The sequence below is a fragment of the Streptomyces albofaciens JCM 4342 genome (genome assembly GCF_008634025.1).
GTDB lineage: Bacteria > Actinomycetota > Actinomycetes > Streptomycetales > Streptomycetaceae > Streptomyces > Streptomyces albofaciens.
Window position 1 is genome coordinate 4632104 of the sequence record NZ_PDCM01000001.1, and the last position, 15942, is coordinate 4648045.

The 15942-nt window shown below is 72.0% G+C and carries 12 protein-coding genes and 1 pseudogene; 9 read left to right on the top strand and 4 right to left on the bottom strand.

Annotated elements, in window-relative coordinates:
- Positions 1–7: 7 nt before the first annotated feature.
- The gene (locus tag CP973_RS20380) at positions 8–2134 is read left to right on the top strand and encodes a glycosyltransferase (RefSeq protein ID WP_150242742.1); all 2127 of its coding nucleotides are present in this window, start codon (positions 8–10) and stop codon (positions 2132–2134) included.
- Between the two features lie 485 nt (positions 2135–2619).
- Entirely contained in the window at positions 2620–3630 is a 1011-nt protein-coding gene (locus CP973_RS20385) for a glycoside hydrolase family 5 protein (RefSeq protein WP_244409625.1), read from the top strand.
- A 131-nt stretch (positions 3631–3761) separates the two neighbouring features.
- Here CP973_RS20385 and CP973_RS20390 read toward each other — a convergent pair whose 3' ends face one another.
- The gene (locus CP973_RS20390) at positions 3762–4160 is read right to left on the bottom strand and encodes an STAS domain-containing protein (protein WP_150242746.1); all 399 of its coding nucleotides are present in this window, start codon (positions 4158–4160) and stop codon (positions 3762–3764) included.
- 71 nt (positions 4161–4231) lie between these two features.
- Entirely contained in the window at positions 4232–5245 is a 1014-nt protein-coding gene (locus tag CP973_RS20395) for a DUF998 domain-containing protein (RefSeq protein ID WP_150242748.1), read from the bottom strand.
- Positions 5246–5714: 469 nt separating this feature from the next.
- Here CP973_RS20395 and CP973_RS20400 point away from each other — a divergent pair, with 469 nt between their 5' ends.
- Positions 5715–6161 (top strand): DUF1360 domain-containing protein, encoded by a 447-nt coding sequence (locus CP973_RS20400; protein WP_341874831.1) that lies wholly within the window; start codon positions 5715–5717, stop codon positions 6159–6161.
- Positions 6162–6934: 773 nt separating this feature from the next.
- Here CP973_RS20400 and CP973_RS20405 read toward each other — a convergent pair.
- Positions 6935–8374 (bottom strand): MFS transporter, encoded by a 1440-nt coding sequence (locus tag CP973_RS20405; RefSeq protein ID WP_150242752.1) that lies wholly within the window; start codon positions 8372–8374, stop codon positions 6935–6937.
- A 213-nt stretch (positions 8375–8587) separates the two neighbouring features.
- On the opposite strand from CP973_RS20405, the gene CP973_RS20410 reads away from it, so the two are divergent.
- On the top strand, positions 8588–9574 hold the full coding sequence (locus CP973_RS20410) for a helix-turn-helix transcriptional regulator (RefSeq protein WP_150242754.1): 987 nt from the start codon (positions 8588–8590) through the stop codon (positions 9572–9574).
- Between the two features lie 177 nt (positions 9575–9751).
- Here CP973_RS20410 and CP973_RS20415 read toward each other — a convergent pair whose 3' ends face one another.
- Entirely contained in the window at positions 9752–10135 is a 384-nt protein-coding gene (locus CP973_RS20415; protein ID WP_150242756.1) for a VOC family protein, read from the bottom strand.
- Between the two features lie 263 nt (positions 10136–10398).
- On the opposite strand from CP973_RS20415, the gene CP973_RS20420 reads away from it, so the two are divergent.
- The 5 genes and pseudogenes from CP973_RS20420 (at position 10399) to CP973_RS20440 (ending at position 15923) form a co-directional block, all read left to right on the top strand.
- The gene (locus tag CP973_RS20420) at positions 10399–10860 is read left to right on the top strand and encodes a MarR family winged helix-turn-helix transcriptional regulator (RefSeq protein ID WP_150242758.1); all 462 of its coding nucleotides are present in this window, start codon (positions 10399–10401) and stop codon (positions 10858–10860) included.
- A gap of 96 nt (positions 10861–10956) precedes the next feature.
- A pseudogene (locus tag CP973_RS20425) lies at positions 10957–11230 on the top strand (hydroxyurea phosphotransferase); the annotation flags it as partial.
- Positions 11231–11487: 257 nt separating this feature from the next.
- Positions 11488–12318, top strand: coding sequence for a SigB/SigF/SigG family RNA polymerase sigma factor (locus tag CP973_RS20430; RefSeq protein ID WP_150242760.1), 831 nt, complete (start codon positions 11488–11490; stop codon positions 12316–12318).
- 338 nt (positions 12319–12656) lie between these two features.
- Positions 12657–14024, top strand: coding sequence for an FUSC family protein (locus CP973_RS20435; protein ID WP_150242762.1), 1368 nt, complete (start codon positions 12657–12659; stop codon positions 14022–14024).
- Positions 14025–14534: 510 nt separating this feature from the next.
- A complete protein-coding gene (locus CP973_RS20440) occupies positions 14535–15923 on the top strand; it encodes a sensor histidine kinase (protein ID WP_244409626.1) in 1389 nt (462 codons plus the stop codon).
- The last annotated feature ends 19 nt before the right edge of the window (positions 15924–15942 follow it).

A 15942-nucleotide genomic window follows, 5' to 3' on the forward strand; every position in this document is an offset into this window, starting at 1 on the left:
ACGGAATATGAAGATCACCTTTCTGCTGCACGACGCCTACGCGGCCGGCGTCGCGGTCCGGGGCACGGCCGGCCTCGCCACCGCCCTCGCCGCACGCCACGAGGTGGAGATCGTCTCCCTCCACCGGACCGCCGACCGGATGCCGTTCGCGGTGGCCGAAGAGGTGACGGTGCGGGCGCTGGTCGACCTGCGTCCCGCCTCCCCGCACCACGCGGGTGCCATCGTCGACCCGTGGCCGCCCGGCGCCGTGCGCCCGTACGACACGGCCTACAGCGGCCCGACACCGCCCAGCAGGCTGGGCGAGGGCCGGCTCGCCGCCCACCTGCGCGGAACCGACGCCGACGTGATCGTGGCGACCCAGCCCCACCTGGTCCGTCTCCTCGCCGAACACGGCCGCGCCGATCACCTCCGCATCGGCCAGGAGTACCGGGCCCACGCGTCCCACAACGCCCCGCCGCGCCGCGAACTGGAGGCGGCCATCGCCCGTCTCGACGCCTACGTGTCCTTCTCCCGGGCCGCCGCACGCGCGCACCGCGCCGCGTTGCCCCACGCTCCGGTGCGTCTGACCAGCATCCCGGTGTGCTCTCCCGAACCCGGTGCCGAACCCTCCACCGGCAACTCGAAAATCGTTTTGGCGGCCGGCCGGCCGCTACCGACGGAGCGCTACGACCGGCTTCTGGAGGCCTTCGCCAAGGTCGCGAAAGCGCACCCCGAATGGAGCCTGCGCATTCACGGCCCCGGCGGCCAACAACAGCGGCTGCGACGCCGCGTCGCGGAACTCGGCCTGCACGACCACGTCCTGGTCATGGGGACATCCGTCCCCACGGACGCGGAGTGGGCCAAGGGCGCCGTCGCCGTGGTGTCCGGCAGTGGCGCCGAACCGTCCGGCATGTCCCTCGTGGACGCCATGAGCCGGGGGCTGCCAGTGGTGAGCACCGACAGCGGCCAGGCCTCCCGCGACATCATCGTGCCCGGCGAGAACGGGTTCCTCGTCCCGGACCACGGTCCCCGCCAGGACACGCTGGCCGAAGCGCTCCGCCATCTGATCGAGAACGAAGCCGCACGCCGGCGGATGGCCGGGACAGCCCGGCGCACCGCCGAGCGCTTCCGGCCCGAGCGCATCGCCGCACAGTACGAGGCACTGTTCACCGACCAGGCTCCCGCACTCGCCGCGGCCGGGAACCGCTCCTCCCGGAACGCCGGTGACGGCGCGCGGTGGCGGCGTCGGGTACGGCTGCTCGTCCGACGCCCCGGCCGCACGCAGCCCACCCCGTCGTTGCCCACCGTGGCCTGCCGGGTGACGGCGGACGGCTCACTCGTCTTCACGCTGCCCGCACGGCACCTCGGGCCGGGAGCCTGGAACCTCGCCCTGCGGCCGCGCGACCCCGAGCGTGCCGAGCCCGTCCAGCTCCCGGTCGAACGCGATACGGCAGACGGCGCCCGGCATCTGCACCTCACCCTCGACAAGCGCGTGTGCGAACTCGCCGAGGGCGACTGGGACGTACTGCTGGCCCGGTGCGGCGGCAGCACTTCACGTCCCGCCCGGGCGGGACTGATCGAAACCGCGCACCTCCTGGAACCGGCGCAACGGCTCTCCTGGTGGCGCGAGGGCGTCAAGACCTGGCTCCCGTACCCGACGCCGAGCGGGACGCTCGCGCTGCGCGCCTGGCACAGACCCGCCCACGCGGAGGTCGTGACCTGCGACGTCGAGGACGAGGCGCTCCGGCTGACGGGGCAGCTCCTCGGCTGGAGAGCACGCGCTCACCACTACCGGTTCCGGGCCCGGCTGCGCGGCGCGCCCGAGCGGGTCGTCGAAACCTCCTGCCAGGTGGACCAGGACGGCCATTTCACCGTCGACGTTCCCCTCTCCCCGGTCGCCGGGCACCATCCCGGGAGGGAAGCGGTCTGGGAACTGTTGCTGAGCGCGTACGGCGGCGGGCCGGAGATCCGGCTGGGCATGGTGACGGGCGACCTCGTGGACCACCGGCACCTCCGCCAGTTCCCGGCGGCCGGATACGCGGGACCCGACGGCGGACTCCTGTTCCGTCCTCGGCTGACGCGCGAGCACGACCTGGTGCTCGAAGCCGAGACCGCGGCGGCCGGCCGACCGCACGACCGAAGGGTCCCGGCGTGATCCGCGGGGGCCGGGAGGGGCGTGCCCACATGCGCTCGCGCTTATGCGCACCGGGCGGCAGCCGCTCGGCCCCGGACTCGACGGCACCCGGCGGACCACCATCGGTTTCGCGGGCGAGGAAGGGACCCGCGCCCCCGCCCCCTGCTGCTCGCCCCGACCGCCCGACCGCCCGACCGCGACGATGCCGCGCTGGTCCGCTTGGGCGGCTTTGCGAAAGCCGGCCCGTTTCCGCACCCCTGATATCGCGCCCACTCGGCGCCCCGGCATTCGGCCGGAAAGAGAGCCGGTGCCCGTTTCGGCGCCGGTTGACCTGACCGCGAGAGACCTGCCCTCCGCATCGCCGGCTCAGCGTATCCGCCGTCCGGCCACCGACCACGGAAAAGGTTGCCGCGCCGTCCGGACTTGGCGGAATCCGGCGGCCGCTCCCCAGTGGGTCGGATCGAATGCCTCTCACCACCACCCACCGACATGAGGGAAGCGTTGCCGTGCAAACCCGTCTGTCCACGCTCGCCGCGACGGTGAGCATCCTGCTCCTGGCCCCGTCCCCGACTCCGTACGCCGCCACGAACACCGAAGCTCACGCGAACGCCGCCACCGGCCTGCACGTGAAGAACGGCCGGCTCGTCGAGAGGAACGGCGCCGACTTCGTCTTCCGCGGTGTCAACCACTCCCACGCCTGGCACCCGGACCGGACCGCCCGGGCCCTGTCCGACATCAAACGTCTCGGGGCCAACAGCGTCCGCGTCGTACTGAGCAGCGGCGACCGCTGGACGAAGAACGACACCGCCGACGTCCGCGCGGTCATATCCCGTTGCAAGGCGAACCGGCTGATCTGCGTACTGGAAGTCCATGACACCACGGGATACGGAGAACAGGCGGGGGCCGTTTCCCTCTCCCGCGCCGCCGACTACTGGATCGGCGTCCGCAGCGCCCTGCGCGGTCAGGAAAGCCATGTCGTCGTGAATATCGGCAATGAGCCCTACGGCAACAACAACACCGACCGGTGGGCCGCGGACACCAAAGCCGCCGTCGCCCGGCTGCGTGCGGCCGGCCTGCATCACGCCCTGATGGCCGACGGACCCAACTGGGGCCAGGACTGGTCGGGAACCATGCAGCGCCAGGCCCGTTCGGTCTTCGACGCCGACCCGGACCGCAACACCGTCTTCTCCGTCCACATGTACGGGGTCTACAACTCCGCCGACAAGGTCAGGAATTACCTCGACACCTTCACCCGGGCCAAGCTGCCCTTTGTCGTAGGCGAGTTCGGTTACTACCACCCGAGTGGGGACACGGACGAGGACGCCATCATGGCCCGGACCAAAGCCGCGAGCATCGGCTATCTCGGCTGGTCCTGGAGCGGCAACAGCGGCGAGGACAGCCACCTCGACCTCAGCAACCACTTCGACGCCAAGTCGCTGACCGCATGGGGACAGCGTTTGTTCAACGGTGCCGACGGCATCAAGCAGACCGCCAAGGAAGCGACGGTCTACCGCTGATCACGGAGCAGCACGCCACCGGAGCGCTCAATCTCGTCTCACCCGCGCCCGTCACCGGGGCGCGGGGCCGCCCGGCCGTCGGCTCCGGCCGGTGCCGTCGCCGGGGCCCGCCCCGCCGCGCACGCCGCCCCTCAGCCACCCTCCGCCGTACGGGATAAACCGCCGTTGTCCGAAGCGAGTTCGGTCATCGCCCACGGACGGCCGCACGCGGGCAGGCCGGCCACCGCCGCCTCGACGTCCTGGTGGGCGGGCAGCAGCCAGGCGGTGCCGGTACGGGCGGCCAGCTGGCGTGCCGCGGCGTCGGCGCCGACCAGCACCACCCCGCCGCCGGTCGCGCGCAGCACCATCGACAGGCGCGCCAGGGTGCCCAGCGCCTCGACGTCCAGGTCGTCGGCCGCGGTCACGTCCACCAGGACCACCGGGGCCGTCGCCCCGAGCCGGACGGCTCTGGCCAGGCGGGTGGCGGCGGTCGGCGCGTGCCCCGTGAGGGCGAGCAGGTGATAGCGGGAACCCGCGGCGGACGAGGACATGGTCAGACACCTTTCCCGGAAAGCTGTGCACGCGATCGCCTGGACTTTCCGGGTTCTCCGCCACGTCCGGGTTACGCCTCCACCGACGTATGCGAATGTAAGTTCCTTTCCTGCGGGCGTACGCGTGTTCGCCGGGCGCACCAGACCAGCAGCAGACAGGCGAGCGTCCCGCATACGGCGTTGCCCACCAGGTCCGCGCGGACGGAGCCGCCGGACTCCGGCCGGACGGGGAACGACACCCACACGTACGTAAGGAGGGCACCGGCGGCGAGCGTGAACCGGTGGCGGACGCCCCAGCCCTCCCGGCGCGACCAGCGGCTCACCCACCACACCCCCAGCACCGTCCCCGCACACCACACGCCCACCCCGACCCACTCGTACCGGTCGTCGGTGATCAGATTGGCCGGCCCCCAATACGCACTCGTCACGACCAGTGCCGCCAGGCCCGCCCGCCACGGAGCGGGCGCCCGACCCGGCAGCGGTGGCAGCCGCCGCGCCCGTACGGCGAAGGCCGCGGCAACCAGCAGGACGACGGCCAGACAGACACCGGCGAGCTGCCAGGGCGAGGCGACGAAACGCTCCTCGCCGTAATTCCCCAGAAAGACCAGCACCCCGCCCGCCACGAACACGACGGCCACCACCGCGAGCCCCACCCGGCCCAGCCACGGTTCGCCGCGCCGCGACCGGGTCAGCGTCTCGACCAGCGCGATCGGTACGCACACGCTCCACACCGTGTGCAGCGCCAGTACCGTTTGCGTCAGCTCAACGCTCATCCCCAGCGCCGGGATGTAGGAGGGGCCGTGCAGCAGGTCGGCCCCCGCGTACGAGTCGTTCCACAGCAGCTGGTCGACCGGCCCTTCCTCGATCAGCGCGTACGCCGCCGCCAGCAGCACCATGGTCGGCCACCCGCCACCACTGCGCCGGCCCACCTCCCGTACGAGCAGGGCGCCGCAGCCGTACATCGGCGCCAGCACGAGTCCCAGGGGCAGCTCGGCGAGGGTGAGGTTGCCGAGCAGGAACTCCCCGACGAACGGGGCCAGCACGAACAAGGCGAACGCGGGGGCGAGACGGCGCGGAGCGTGCATGGCGCCGACAGTACGCCCGGCCCGACGCCGTCGCCCCACCGTCGGCGAAGCATGGCGCGGTGGTGCGGGCGCCGGGCGCAGCCACTGCACCGGGCGGAGTCACCGCACCGGGCGGAGGGGGATCCCGGTACCGCCGTACGCATGACGCAGGCAGGCCTCCAGGCCGGCGCGGAAGCGGTCGGGGCGTCTGCGGAGTGGCGCCGCCCTGCGCCGTACGTCCCTCTTTCGGCGACGCGTTCGGCCGCATATCGGTTCCCGGGCGTGCACTCGGCGGCGGCGGGGGTACCGGTCCTTCCTGCAACGTGACGTCGTCGTAGGAAGCAGAGAAAACATGGCATTCAATCCGCTCCCGCAAGAGGGCGAACCCGGTGGAACGGCGGACCGCGCCGGCTCGGCAACGGACGACGGCCACCGGCGGTGCGGGTCGGGCCACGCGGGTGCGGCGTACGCGCCCGGGGAGGGGATTCCCTTGCGGGGCTACGCCGTGCTGGCGGGGAGCTACGCCGGAGCCACGGCCCTGTTCGCGCTGGGCTTCCGGAAGTCCGGACGCACGCTGCCCTCCCGCATCCCGCCGTGGGACCTGCTGCTCCTGAGCGCCGCGACGTACAAGGCGTCGCGGCTGCTCGCGAAGGACAAGATCACCGCCCTCGTCCGGGCGCCCTTCACCCGGCGTAAGGAGGCCATCAGCGCCAGCGAGGTCATGGACGAGCCCCGCGGCCACGGCCTGCGGCTGGCCGTCGGCGAACTGCTCGCCTGCCCCTTCTGCCTGGCCGCCTGGGTCGGCACCTCATTGGTCTGCGGTTACGCGGTGGCTCCACGCGCCACCCGGCTCGCCGCCACCGGCCTGAGCGCCGTCACGCTCTCCGACTGGCTGCAGTACGCCTGGAGCATCACGCAGGAGCGGGCGGAAGGGTGACGGGGCGGTCCCGGCACGCCGTGCGGGGGAGTGGGGGAGTGCGGTGCGCGCCGGGGGGCGGCGTGCACGGGGACTCCGGCGCGCTCTGCGGCGCGTCAGAGGACCGGTGGCTCCAAGGCGTACGTAGTGCCGCACGCGCCGCACGCGAAACGGCCGTTGAGGCCGTCGTTGGCGCTCTGGCACTCGGGGCATGTGGCGGAGGTGAAGTACGGCGGGCGTGGTTCACCCACGCCGCCCGTGCTCTCCTCCGCTGGGACCTTGTGCTTTTCCGTCATCCGGACGCTCCGCAATTGCATGACCACCTGCCGTCGGGCCCTTGGATGACCTCGGCGCCACATCGGCTGCAACTCATGATGCCCTCCCCCGCGCCTCCGAAGTCCGCGACTTCCCCAACGAGAGAGTGTGCCTACAAAAACATCACAAAACCCCCTGGGAACGGTTACGCGAAGGCCATGGACGCGCGACACCGGCGCACGGTGCTTGTACCGGAGCGTGGGTGGCTCCCAGGGGGCGCAGACACCATCGGAGCGCGCCCTGTCTGACGCCCCCACCCTTCGAAGCCGCTGGTCGGACCCTGTCGCCGCGGCCGGAGCCCCGAGCCCGGAGCCCGGCGCCCCGTGTCCCGGACTCCGATCCGGAGTCCGGGACACGGGGCGATCCAGGGCCCGGGATCAGGGGTCCGGGGCGATTCAGGGCCCGGGCTCCGGGATCCGGGGCGCGTTGCCCGGCCGCTTCAGCCGTCGGGCTTCACTTCTCCGGTCAGTCGTCGGGCTTCACTTTTCCGGTACACCTACGGCGGTCGTGGCCCGGCCACCGCCGAGCGCGTCCGTGTGCTTCGGAAGCAGCAGCATGAGCGCTGCCGCCGCGACATAGAACGCCATCTGCCAGGGGAGCACCGAGGCGAACGCGTCGCCGTACGCCGTGAGCGGGGCGGTTCCCGCCGAGGCCGACGTGTCGAGTTCGGCGAAGAACCGGACGCCCAGCACGGCGACCCCGACCGCGCTCCCGATCTGACCCACCGTGGTGAGCACCCCGCCCGCGGCGCCGGCGTCCCGCGCGGGCACCCCGGCGAGGACGACATTGACCAGGGAGGGCGAGGTCAGCCCCAGCCCCAGGCCGCCCACGAACAGCGGCAGCGCCAGCGCCCCGTACGAGGGCGCGGTCCCGTCCCGTACGACGAGCAGCAGGAGGAACTGCGAGACGGCGAGCACCAGCGAACCCGTGACGAGCAGCAGACGGCCGGCGCGGGCGGCGAGTTGGACGCCGATACCGGAGGTGAGGGTCGAGCCGACCGCGTACGGAAGGATGATCAGGCCGGTCTCCAGGGCCGAGCGGCCGGTGCCGGACTGGAGGTAGAGGGACAGCAGCAGGAAGAACGAGCCGAGAGCGCCGAAGAACAGCGCGGAGGCGGCCAGCCCGCTGCCGAAGGCCCGTACCCGCAGCAGCCCCGGATCGAGAACGGGCCGGTCGCCGCGGGCGGCCAGACGGCGTCCGCGCCGGAGGAAGAGGGCCGTGAGCGGAACCGACAGGAACAGGATCACGTAGCCCCACCAGGGCCAGTCCCATTCGCGCCCCTGTACCAGGGGCAGCAGCACGCACACCGCGCCCGCCGCGGCGAGCGCCGCACCGGGCAGGTCCAGCCGGGTGCGCGCGGCCGCGGCGGACTCGGGCAGGAACCGCGTGCCGAGCGCGAGCCCGACGGCCGCGACGGGCACGTTCACCCAGAAGATCGTCCGCCAGCCCAGCCCGAACACGTCCGCCTCGACGAGCAGCCCGCCGGCCAGCGGCCCCGCCACCGAGGCGAGCCCGAGCACCGCCCCGTACGCGCCGAACGCCTTCGCCCGCGCGGCCGGCGCGAAGGACGACCGGATGATGCCGAACACCTGCGGGACCATCAGGCCGCCCGCCAGACCCTGGGCCACGCGGGTCGCGACCAGCACCGCCGGGTTCGGGGCGAGGGCACAGGCCGCCGAGGCGATCGCGAAAGCGGCCAGCCCGGCCAGAAAGCTGCGCCGCCGGCCGAACTGGTCACCGATCCGGCCACCGGTGATCAAACCGGCGCCGAGGGCCAGGGTGTAGCCGGCGACGGTCCACTGCAACGTCGCCTCACCGGCGCCCAGTCCCTCGGCGATCGCGGGGGCCGCGACCGTGATGATCGTGGTGTCGAGCAGTTCCATGAACGAGGCGATGAGCACGACAGCGAGCGCGACCACGGCCGAGCGGCCGGAGACGGTGCCTGTGCCGGGCCCCGGGACGGGCCCTGTCCTCGGTACGGGGCCTGGGGCCGGGGTGGCCGAAGTCGCCGAAGGGTGTGCCGGAGTGGCGGCAGCCGTGCCGCCACTCCTGTGGGAAGGAGTGGTCATGCCGACCAGCCTCACAGGAGTAGCGGCCACATAACGGCCGCCATTCTTGGCACGATGAGGCCCATGGCAGAAACCTCCGCGCGCCTTCTCCTCCTGCTCTCCCTGTTCCAGACCGGACGCGCGTGGCCGGGCGCGGTACTCGCGGAGCGCTTGGAGGTGAGCCCGCGCACCGTGCGCCGCGACATCGACCGGCTGCGGGGACTGGGCTACCCCGTACACGTCACCAAGGGGCCGGGCGGCGCGTACCGCCTGGACGCCGGAGCGAAGGTCCCGCCCCTGCTGTTCGACGACGAGCAGGCCATCGCCGTGGCCGTCGCGCTCCAGACCGCCCCCGCCACGGTGGCCGGGCTCGGAGAAGCGGCCGCCCGGGCCCTGGCCACCGTCCGCCAGGTCATGCCGGCGCGCCTGCGGCAGCGGGTCGACGCCGTACGGGTCACATCGATCGAGAACGCCTGGGACCTCGCGGCGCCGCCGGTCGACGCCGAGGTGCTGCTGGCCCTCGGCACGGCCGTCCGCAACCACGAGGTGCTGGCCTTCGGGTACGCGGGCGACTCAAGCCCGTCGATACGGGTGGAACCCCACCACCTCGCGATGTGGTCCGGCCGCTGGTACCTCGTCGCCCGGGACCCGGAGCGTGGCGAGTGGCGCACCTTCCGGGTCGACCGCATCACGCCGTACGCCCCGACCGGGCAGCGCTTCACACCCCGCGACCTGCCCGGTGCCGACGTCACGGCGTTCGTCTTCGCCCAGTTCGACCGCGGCGACGTCCCCGGCCAGTGGCCCTGCCACGGAGAGGTGATCCTCGACGCGCCCGCCCCGCTCGTCGCCCGCTGGGCGCCCGGCGGCGCCGTGGTGGAGGAGGTAGCCCCCGGCCGCTGCCGGCTCGGCCTCGGCGCGTGGTCCTGGCCGGGGCTGGCGGCCCTGATCGGCACCTTCGCCTGCGACATCGAAGTGATCGGCCCACCGGAACTCACCGCGGCCTGCGGGGAACTCGCCCGCCGGTACGCCGCCGCGGCGGCCGGTCGCCGTGACGCGCCGGCCCACTCGTGAGCCGGCGCGCCACAAGACGTCCGGGCGCCCGGTCTCCCCGTATGAGGAAGGCCTCGGCGGCCTCGGCCAGGGCATGCAGTCGCATGACCTCGGTGTCCGGCAGCCCGGGAATGCGGGGGAGCGAGCGCACCGCGAGCGACAAGGATCCCTGCGGGGCGGTGACGACGGCCCTCAGGATCAGCCTCCGTGCGCCGTGATGGCGTAGCCCTCGGGTCCGGCGAAGGTGAACGTACGGCCGAACGGGCTGTACTGCGGCGGGCTGATGATCGTCACTCCGTCGGCGGCGAGCCGGTCGTGCAGCGCCTGCGCGTCGGCGGTACGGAACCACAGCGCCACCCCGAGGCCGGGCCGGGCCACGGCGTCGAGGTCGACGCCCGGGAGCGGCTCGCGGACGGCGAACGGGATCGGCTCGGTGGCGAACACCACGGCACCGGGCGGCGAAGCGGGCGCCCTGCGCATCCCGAGCCGCTCCTCGCAGAAGGCGGCCGCCGCCTCGACATCGCGCACCTGAAGGGCGATGAAGTCGGGGCCGTCGAGGGAGGTGGAGGTGGGGTGGGTCATGACGGGTCTCTCTTCCTGTGTGGTGGTACGTGATGCCGGAGTAGCGGAGGTACGCGATGCCCGAGTAGCGGTTGGTACGCGATGCCGGAGTAGTGGTGGTGGTACGCGAAGCGGGAGGAACGGGGGTACGCGAAGTCGAAGCAACCGGGGTGCGAGATCCGATGCCGGAGCCCGGCGGGCAGGGCCCGGCACCCGGGCCCGATGTCAGGACTTTGACATTCGGTAACGTACGCCCGCGTCGGCCCGTATGTCAAAATGCTGACATGGAAGACCGAAGTCCCGTAGCGCCTCCCCACCCCGCCCGCGACGTCACCGAGCACGTGGGATACCGCCTCAAGCGCTCCGCCGCCGCGCTGCGCGGCGCCATGGACAAGGCCCTGCGCGAGCACGGCCTGACCGTGCCGCAGTACGCCTGTCTCGAACTCCTCGACCAGCGGCCGGGCCTGTCCAACGCCGAACTCGCCCGCGGTGCGTTCGTCACGCGCCAGTCCATGAACGTCGTTCTCCGCGGCCTCCAGGAAGCCGGCCTGGTCACCCGGCCCAGCACCACCGACCACGGCCGCGCCCTGCCCGCCCACCTCACCGAGGAGGGCCGCGACCGTCTCGACGCCGCCCGGAAGGCCGTCTACGCCATCGAACGGCAGATGATCGAAGCGATCCCGTCGAAGCGCCTGACCGCCCTCCTCGCCGACCTCGACCGCATGACGGAGGCCCTGGGCGGCTGACGTACTGTCAGGTGCGCTGCCGGGCCATCGCCGTACGACACGAGCCGAAGGAACTCCCCTTGAGTGCGGGGATACGTCGAGTGCGTGGAGTGTGACGAGTGCGACGGCACCGCGATGTCCGTCTTCGCCGGGCTCCTGCGGCGCGCCTCGTCGCCTTCCCCGCCCGAAGGAACTCCGCGGCCTCGGCGACATCGCCGCCGACGTGCTGGAGCAGGTGCCTGCGACGGTGGCGGCCCTGGCCGACCCAGCGGCGACGGGCGAGGCCCACCGCGTCGTACGCCGCCGCTTCGACCTGCTGACCGGCGCGCTCGCCCTGGACCGTGAGCAGGCGGCCGGCTGGACACTGGGCCGCCTGCTGCAATATTCCCTGCGGGCCGTCGTCGGCCCATCCCCGCCTCCTGCCCTCCCCCTCCTCTCGCACCCCGCTCCCGCCTCGTGACCCACACCACAGTGATACCGCCGCTTCACCGGGTGTAAGGGGCCACCGGCGGGACACACGAGCGGCAGTGCTTCGGAACCGTAGGCACCCTTCCCTTTTTCTGGCCGAGGGGCCCGTCTGCCGTTTTCCGGACCGGCCTCCCGGCTGTCTGCGGACACGACTTTCTGAGCGGCAAAGGAGAGCCGACGATGGCCACCCCCGTAACCGCGCGCCCCGGCGAGCGCGGTGCCAACGACGTCGACACCAGCGACGAGTTCCGTCTGCTGGCAACGCTGGAGGACGGGCCGGTCAAGGAACAGATACGTCGGCGCATTATCACCGCGTGGCTGCCGATGGCCCACCGACTGGCGTACCGGCTGCGGGAGCGGGGTGAACACCTCGACGACCTGAAGCAGGTCGCCGCCCTGGGGCTGGTCAAGGCCGTCGACCGGTTCGACCCCGACCGCGCCGACGCGTTCGAGCAGTTCGCCGTCCCGACGATCACCGGCGAGCTCAAACGGCACTTCCGCGACCACACATGGCACGTGCACGTCCCGCGCCGTATCCAGGACCTGCGCAACAAGGTCCGCATCGCGGTCAAGGAACTGAGCACCACCCTGGACGGGCGCACACCCGGTACGGAGCAGATCGCCGCGTACACCCAGCTGTCCGAGCACGAGGTCACCCTGGGGCTGCGGGCGCTGGAGACCTACCGGTCCCTGTCCTTGGACGCGGCCCTCGACCACGGTGACGGCGGTGGCGAGGAGCAGCACACCCTCTTGCACGTCATCGGAGCACTCGAAGACGCCTTCGCGCTCGTCGAGGACCGTGAGTCGGTCAAGCCGGTCCTCGCCCGGCTGCCCGAGCGCGACCGCCGCATCCTCTACCTGCGGTTCTTCCAGGACATGACGCAGAGCGCCATCGCCGCCGAGCTGGGCGTCTCACAGATGCACGTGTCCCGGCTGCTCAACCGGGCCCTGGCCCGGGTCCGCGCGGAGGCGACCCGGGCCCCGGCGGGGAAGTACCGCAAGGCGGCCTGAGCCGGAAGCGGAACCTGTCGGAGCGGGCCGGTCCGGGCCGGTCCGGTTCGGTCCGGTTCGGTCCGGTCTGGGCCGCTCCGGTTCGGTTCGGTCTGGGCCGCTCCGGTTCGGTTCGGTGTGCCGTGGACGGCGTCGTCGATGGCGTCGTCCATGCCGACAGGAATGGCGCCGTCGACCGCGTCACCGACCGTGCCATCGGTCGCGTCACCGACCGTGTCACCGACCGTGTCACCGGTCGTGTCATCGATGAGACCTGGGACGTGGCCGCACCGACGGGGTACCGAGTGAAAACGTACGGCCCGCCGCCGGAAGCGGACCGGATGAGGAACGGAGCGTGCATGGCCGGTCAGGCGCGGAAGCAGGAGACCGAGACCCACAAGCGGAACCGCCGGACGGAGCGGCGCGGGACGGAGCGGCGTGGGGCGAGCGCCGATGGCGAGGCGGCTCGCGCGGAAGAGGCGTCCACGGAGGGGACTCGTACCAGGACCAGGACCAGGACCAGGACCGAGACCAAGTCCGGGAACCGGGAGGAGCCGGCGGCGCAGGGGCGGACCGCCCGTGCGCGGCAGTGGTGGAGCCGGGCCTGGGGATCGGCGGGCCACGAACGCCATACGCTGCTGCTGATCGGGAAGAGCACGCTGGCCGCGACCATCGCCTGGTTCTTCTCGTACAACCTGCTGGAAGCCGAGTCACCGGCGTTCGCGCCGTTCTCCGCGGTACTGATCATGCAGGTGACGGTGTACCAGTCGCTGCTCCAGTCGCTGCGGTACGTGGGTGCCGTGGCGACCGGGGTCGCCGTGCAGGCGGCCCTGGGGTACCTGGCCGGCCCCGACCTGCTCACCTTCGCGCTGGTGGCGGTGGTCGCCCTCACCATCGGCCGGTGGCCCGCCCTCGGTTCACAGGGCTCGCAGGTGGCGACGGCGGCGTTCTTCGCCTTCTCCACGTACGTCACCGCCCCGGCCGGCCTCGGCAAGATCACCCACCTCGCGCAGATCATCCTGCTGGTCCTCATCGGATGCGGCGTCGGCGTCATCGTCAACGTCACCCTCGTCCCGCCGCTGCGCTACCGCAGCGCCGAACACGGCATCCACACCCTCGCCCGCGCACTGTGCGACCTGGTCAGCGACATGTACCCGGCCATGCGGCAGGGGGAGCTGGAAAAGGAGCGCATCAGCCACTGGCGCGGCCGCGCCGAGCAGACCGGGGGGCTGATCACCCAGGCCGAGAACGGGCTGCGAACCGCGCGCGAAAGCCTCTACTTCAACCCGCGCAGCCGCCTGGGCCGCCATCGGGACCGCCGCACGGGCTTCGAGGGTTACGGCGCGGTACTGGAGGCGCTGAAACGGACCATGTACCAGCTGGCCTCGCTCACCCGCAGCCTCGACCAGTGGCGCCAGGACGGCAGCGAGAACGACCGTCGCTTTCTGCGCGGCTATGCCGACTTCCTCGAATCCGTCTCCCGGATTGCCCGGATCCTGGGGGAGGTGAACGAGGACACGCTGGCCGACCAGGCCGGCGACCTGCGCCAACTCGCCGACGAGGCACAGCGGTGCTGCCGCCGGGTGACGGACCGGGCCGACCGGGACGGACTGCCGCTGACCGATCCGGCCTACCCGTACGGGGTGCTCGTGGTGGAGGCCACCCGGCTGATGGACGAGTTGCAGTACACCTGCGACGTGCTGCAGAGCCAGGTGGACGAGCGGTGATACTGCCGGCCGGAACGGCCGGGACAATCCCACCGGACGTCCCGGCGGTTCCGGCCGCCCCCACCCACGTCGCGAGCCATCCGGGTGCTCTTCATCACCCGCCACCGGCGGCCGCTCCGCCCCGCGTCCGTACCACTTCCTGTTCCTGCCTGTCTCACCCCCGCAGCGATGCCCGGAATCGCCGGCTCGCATCGCCGCTCAACGGGCGCTCCTGAGTATCACTGCCTACTCAACCACCCAAAATCCGCCACAGCCTCAACCCGCATCACTCCACGCTCCGCTCCCGGCCTCCCACCCCTTCCTCCACTCTCCCCGGGGAAGCTCATCGCCCCACCCCTGTCGCCAATTCCTTACCGCCGACTTACGACGTCTCCATGCAGGATGGGCGAAACTCAACACCTGCTGTGCCGCGCACGCCGCGGCACCCGAGGAAGGATCGGCAGTGCGTATTCTCACCGCCTCGGCGCCGGCCGCCATACCCGCTTCGCCGGGCCACCGAGGCTGACCGCCATGGCTGGCTCTTCCGAACCACCGCTGCCCGCGACGGCACACGCGAAACCCGGCATCCACCTCGACGTCACCCCGGACGGGGGCCCGCTGAGATGGTTCCGGCCGACCATCCGGATCCGCCTCACGCTGCTGTACGGCGGCATGTTCCTGATGGCCGGGGTGGTGCTCCTCGCGATCATCTATCTGTTCGCGGCCAATACCCTCAAAGAAGGCACCCTGGAAATCCAGGTATTCGGCACCGACATCACCCTCGGGAAAGCCAATTGCCACGACCTGCCGTCGGTCGGCACGGTGGACGACCTCAACGCGGCGATCGACAAGTGCCTCCGCAATCAGCGTGCCGCGGTCCTGCAAACCTTTCTGAACCGTTCCCTGCTGGCGCTGCTGGGCCTGACCGTCGTCGCGTTCGCCTTCGGGTACGCGATGGCCGGCCGCGTCCTGTCGCCGCTGGGCCGGATCACCCGTACCGCGCAGCGGGTGGCGGGCTCGGACCTGCACCGCCGTATCGAGCTGGGCGGCCCGGACGACGAGCTCAAGGAGCTGGCCGACACCTTCGACGAGATGCTCGACCGCCTGGACCGGGCGTTCGAGTCCCAGCGCCGCTTCGTCGCCAACGCCTCGCACGAGCTGCGCACCCCGCTGGCGATCAACCGCACGCTGCTGGAGGTCCAGCTCGCCGATCCGGACGCCTCGCCGGAGCTGGCGCAGCTGGGCAAGACGCTGCTGGCCACCAACGAGCGCAGCGAGCAGTTGGTCGAGGGCCTGCTGCTGCTCGCCCGCAGCGAGAACAAGATCGTGGACAAGAAGCCGGTCGACCTGGCCGAGGTCGCCTCCCAGGCGCTCGACCAGGCCCGCGCCGAGGCCCAGGCCAAGGGCGTGGAGATCCGCGGCGTACGCCGGCAGGCATTCGTCCAGGGCAACGGCGTCCTGCTGGAACGCATCGCGCTCAACCTCGTACAGAACGCGGTGCGCTACAACATCCCAGAAGAGGGGCAGCGCGAAGCGCTTCCGGTGGAGGGCGGTGGTGGGCGACGGGCGGGCTGGGTGGAGGTGACCACGGAGCCGCAGCAGGGCTGTGCGGTGCTGGTCGTCTCCAACACCGGTCCGGCGGTCCCGGCGTACGAGGTGGAGAACCTCTTCGAGCCCTTCCGCCGCCTGCGCACGGAGCGCACCGGCAGCGACAAGGGCGTCGGCCTGGGCCTGACCATCGTGCGCGCGGCGGTACGAACTCACGACGGCACCGTCACCGCCCAGCCGCGCGAGGGCGGCGGCCTGGTCATACGGGTCGTTCTGCCGGGAGCTGAGGGCGTATACGGGCAGGCGGACCAGGCCGGGACCGACGTCGACACACGCCCCGGCAGTTCGCCGGGCGGCACCATCCCTGTCTGAAGCGGCTGTGGCGGACATT

Coding starts and splice junctions, on each gene's coding strand:
- CP973_RS20380 (WP_150242742.1), top strand. CDS start 8: ATGAAGATCACCTTTCTGCTGCACGACGCCTACGCGGCCGGCGTCGCG.
- CP973_RS20420 (WP_150242758.1), top strand. CDS start 10,399: ATGGAAGACCGAAGTCCCGTAGCGCCTCCCCACCCCGCCCGCGACGTC.
- CP973_RS20410 (WP_150242754.1), top strand. CDS start 8,588: ATGGCAGAAACCTCCGCGCGCCTTCTCCTCCTGCTCTCCCTGTTCCAG.
- CP973_RS20390 (WP_150242746.1), bottom strand. CDS start 4,160: ATGTCCTCGTCCGCCGCGGGTTCCCGCTATCACCTGCTCGCCCTCACG.
- CP973_RS20415 (WP_150242756.1), bottom strand. CDS start 10,135: ATGACCCACCCCACCTCCACCTCCCTCGACGGCCCCGACTTCATCGCC.
- CP973_RS20395 (WP_150242748.1), bottom strand. CDS start 5,245: ATGCACGCTCCGCGCCGTCTCGCCCCCGCGTTCGCCTTGTTCGTGCTG.
- CP973_RS20430 (WP_150242760.1), top strand. CDS start 11,488: ATGGCCACCCCCGTAACCGCGCGCCCCGGCGAGCGCGGTGCCAACGAC.
- CP973_RS20440 (WP_244409626.1), top strand. CDS start 14,535: ATGGCTGGCTCTTCCGAACCACCGCTGCCCGCGACGGCACACGCGAAA.
- CP973_RS20435 (WP_150242762.1), top strand. CDS start 12,657: ATGGCCGGTCAGGCGCGGAAGCAGGAGACCGAGACCCACAAGCGGAAC.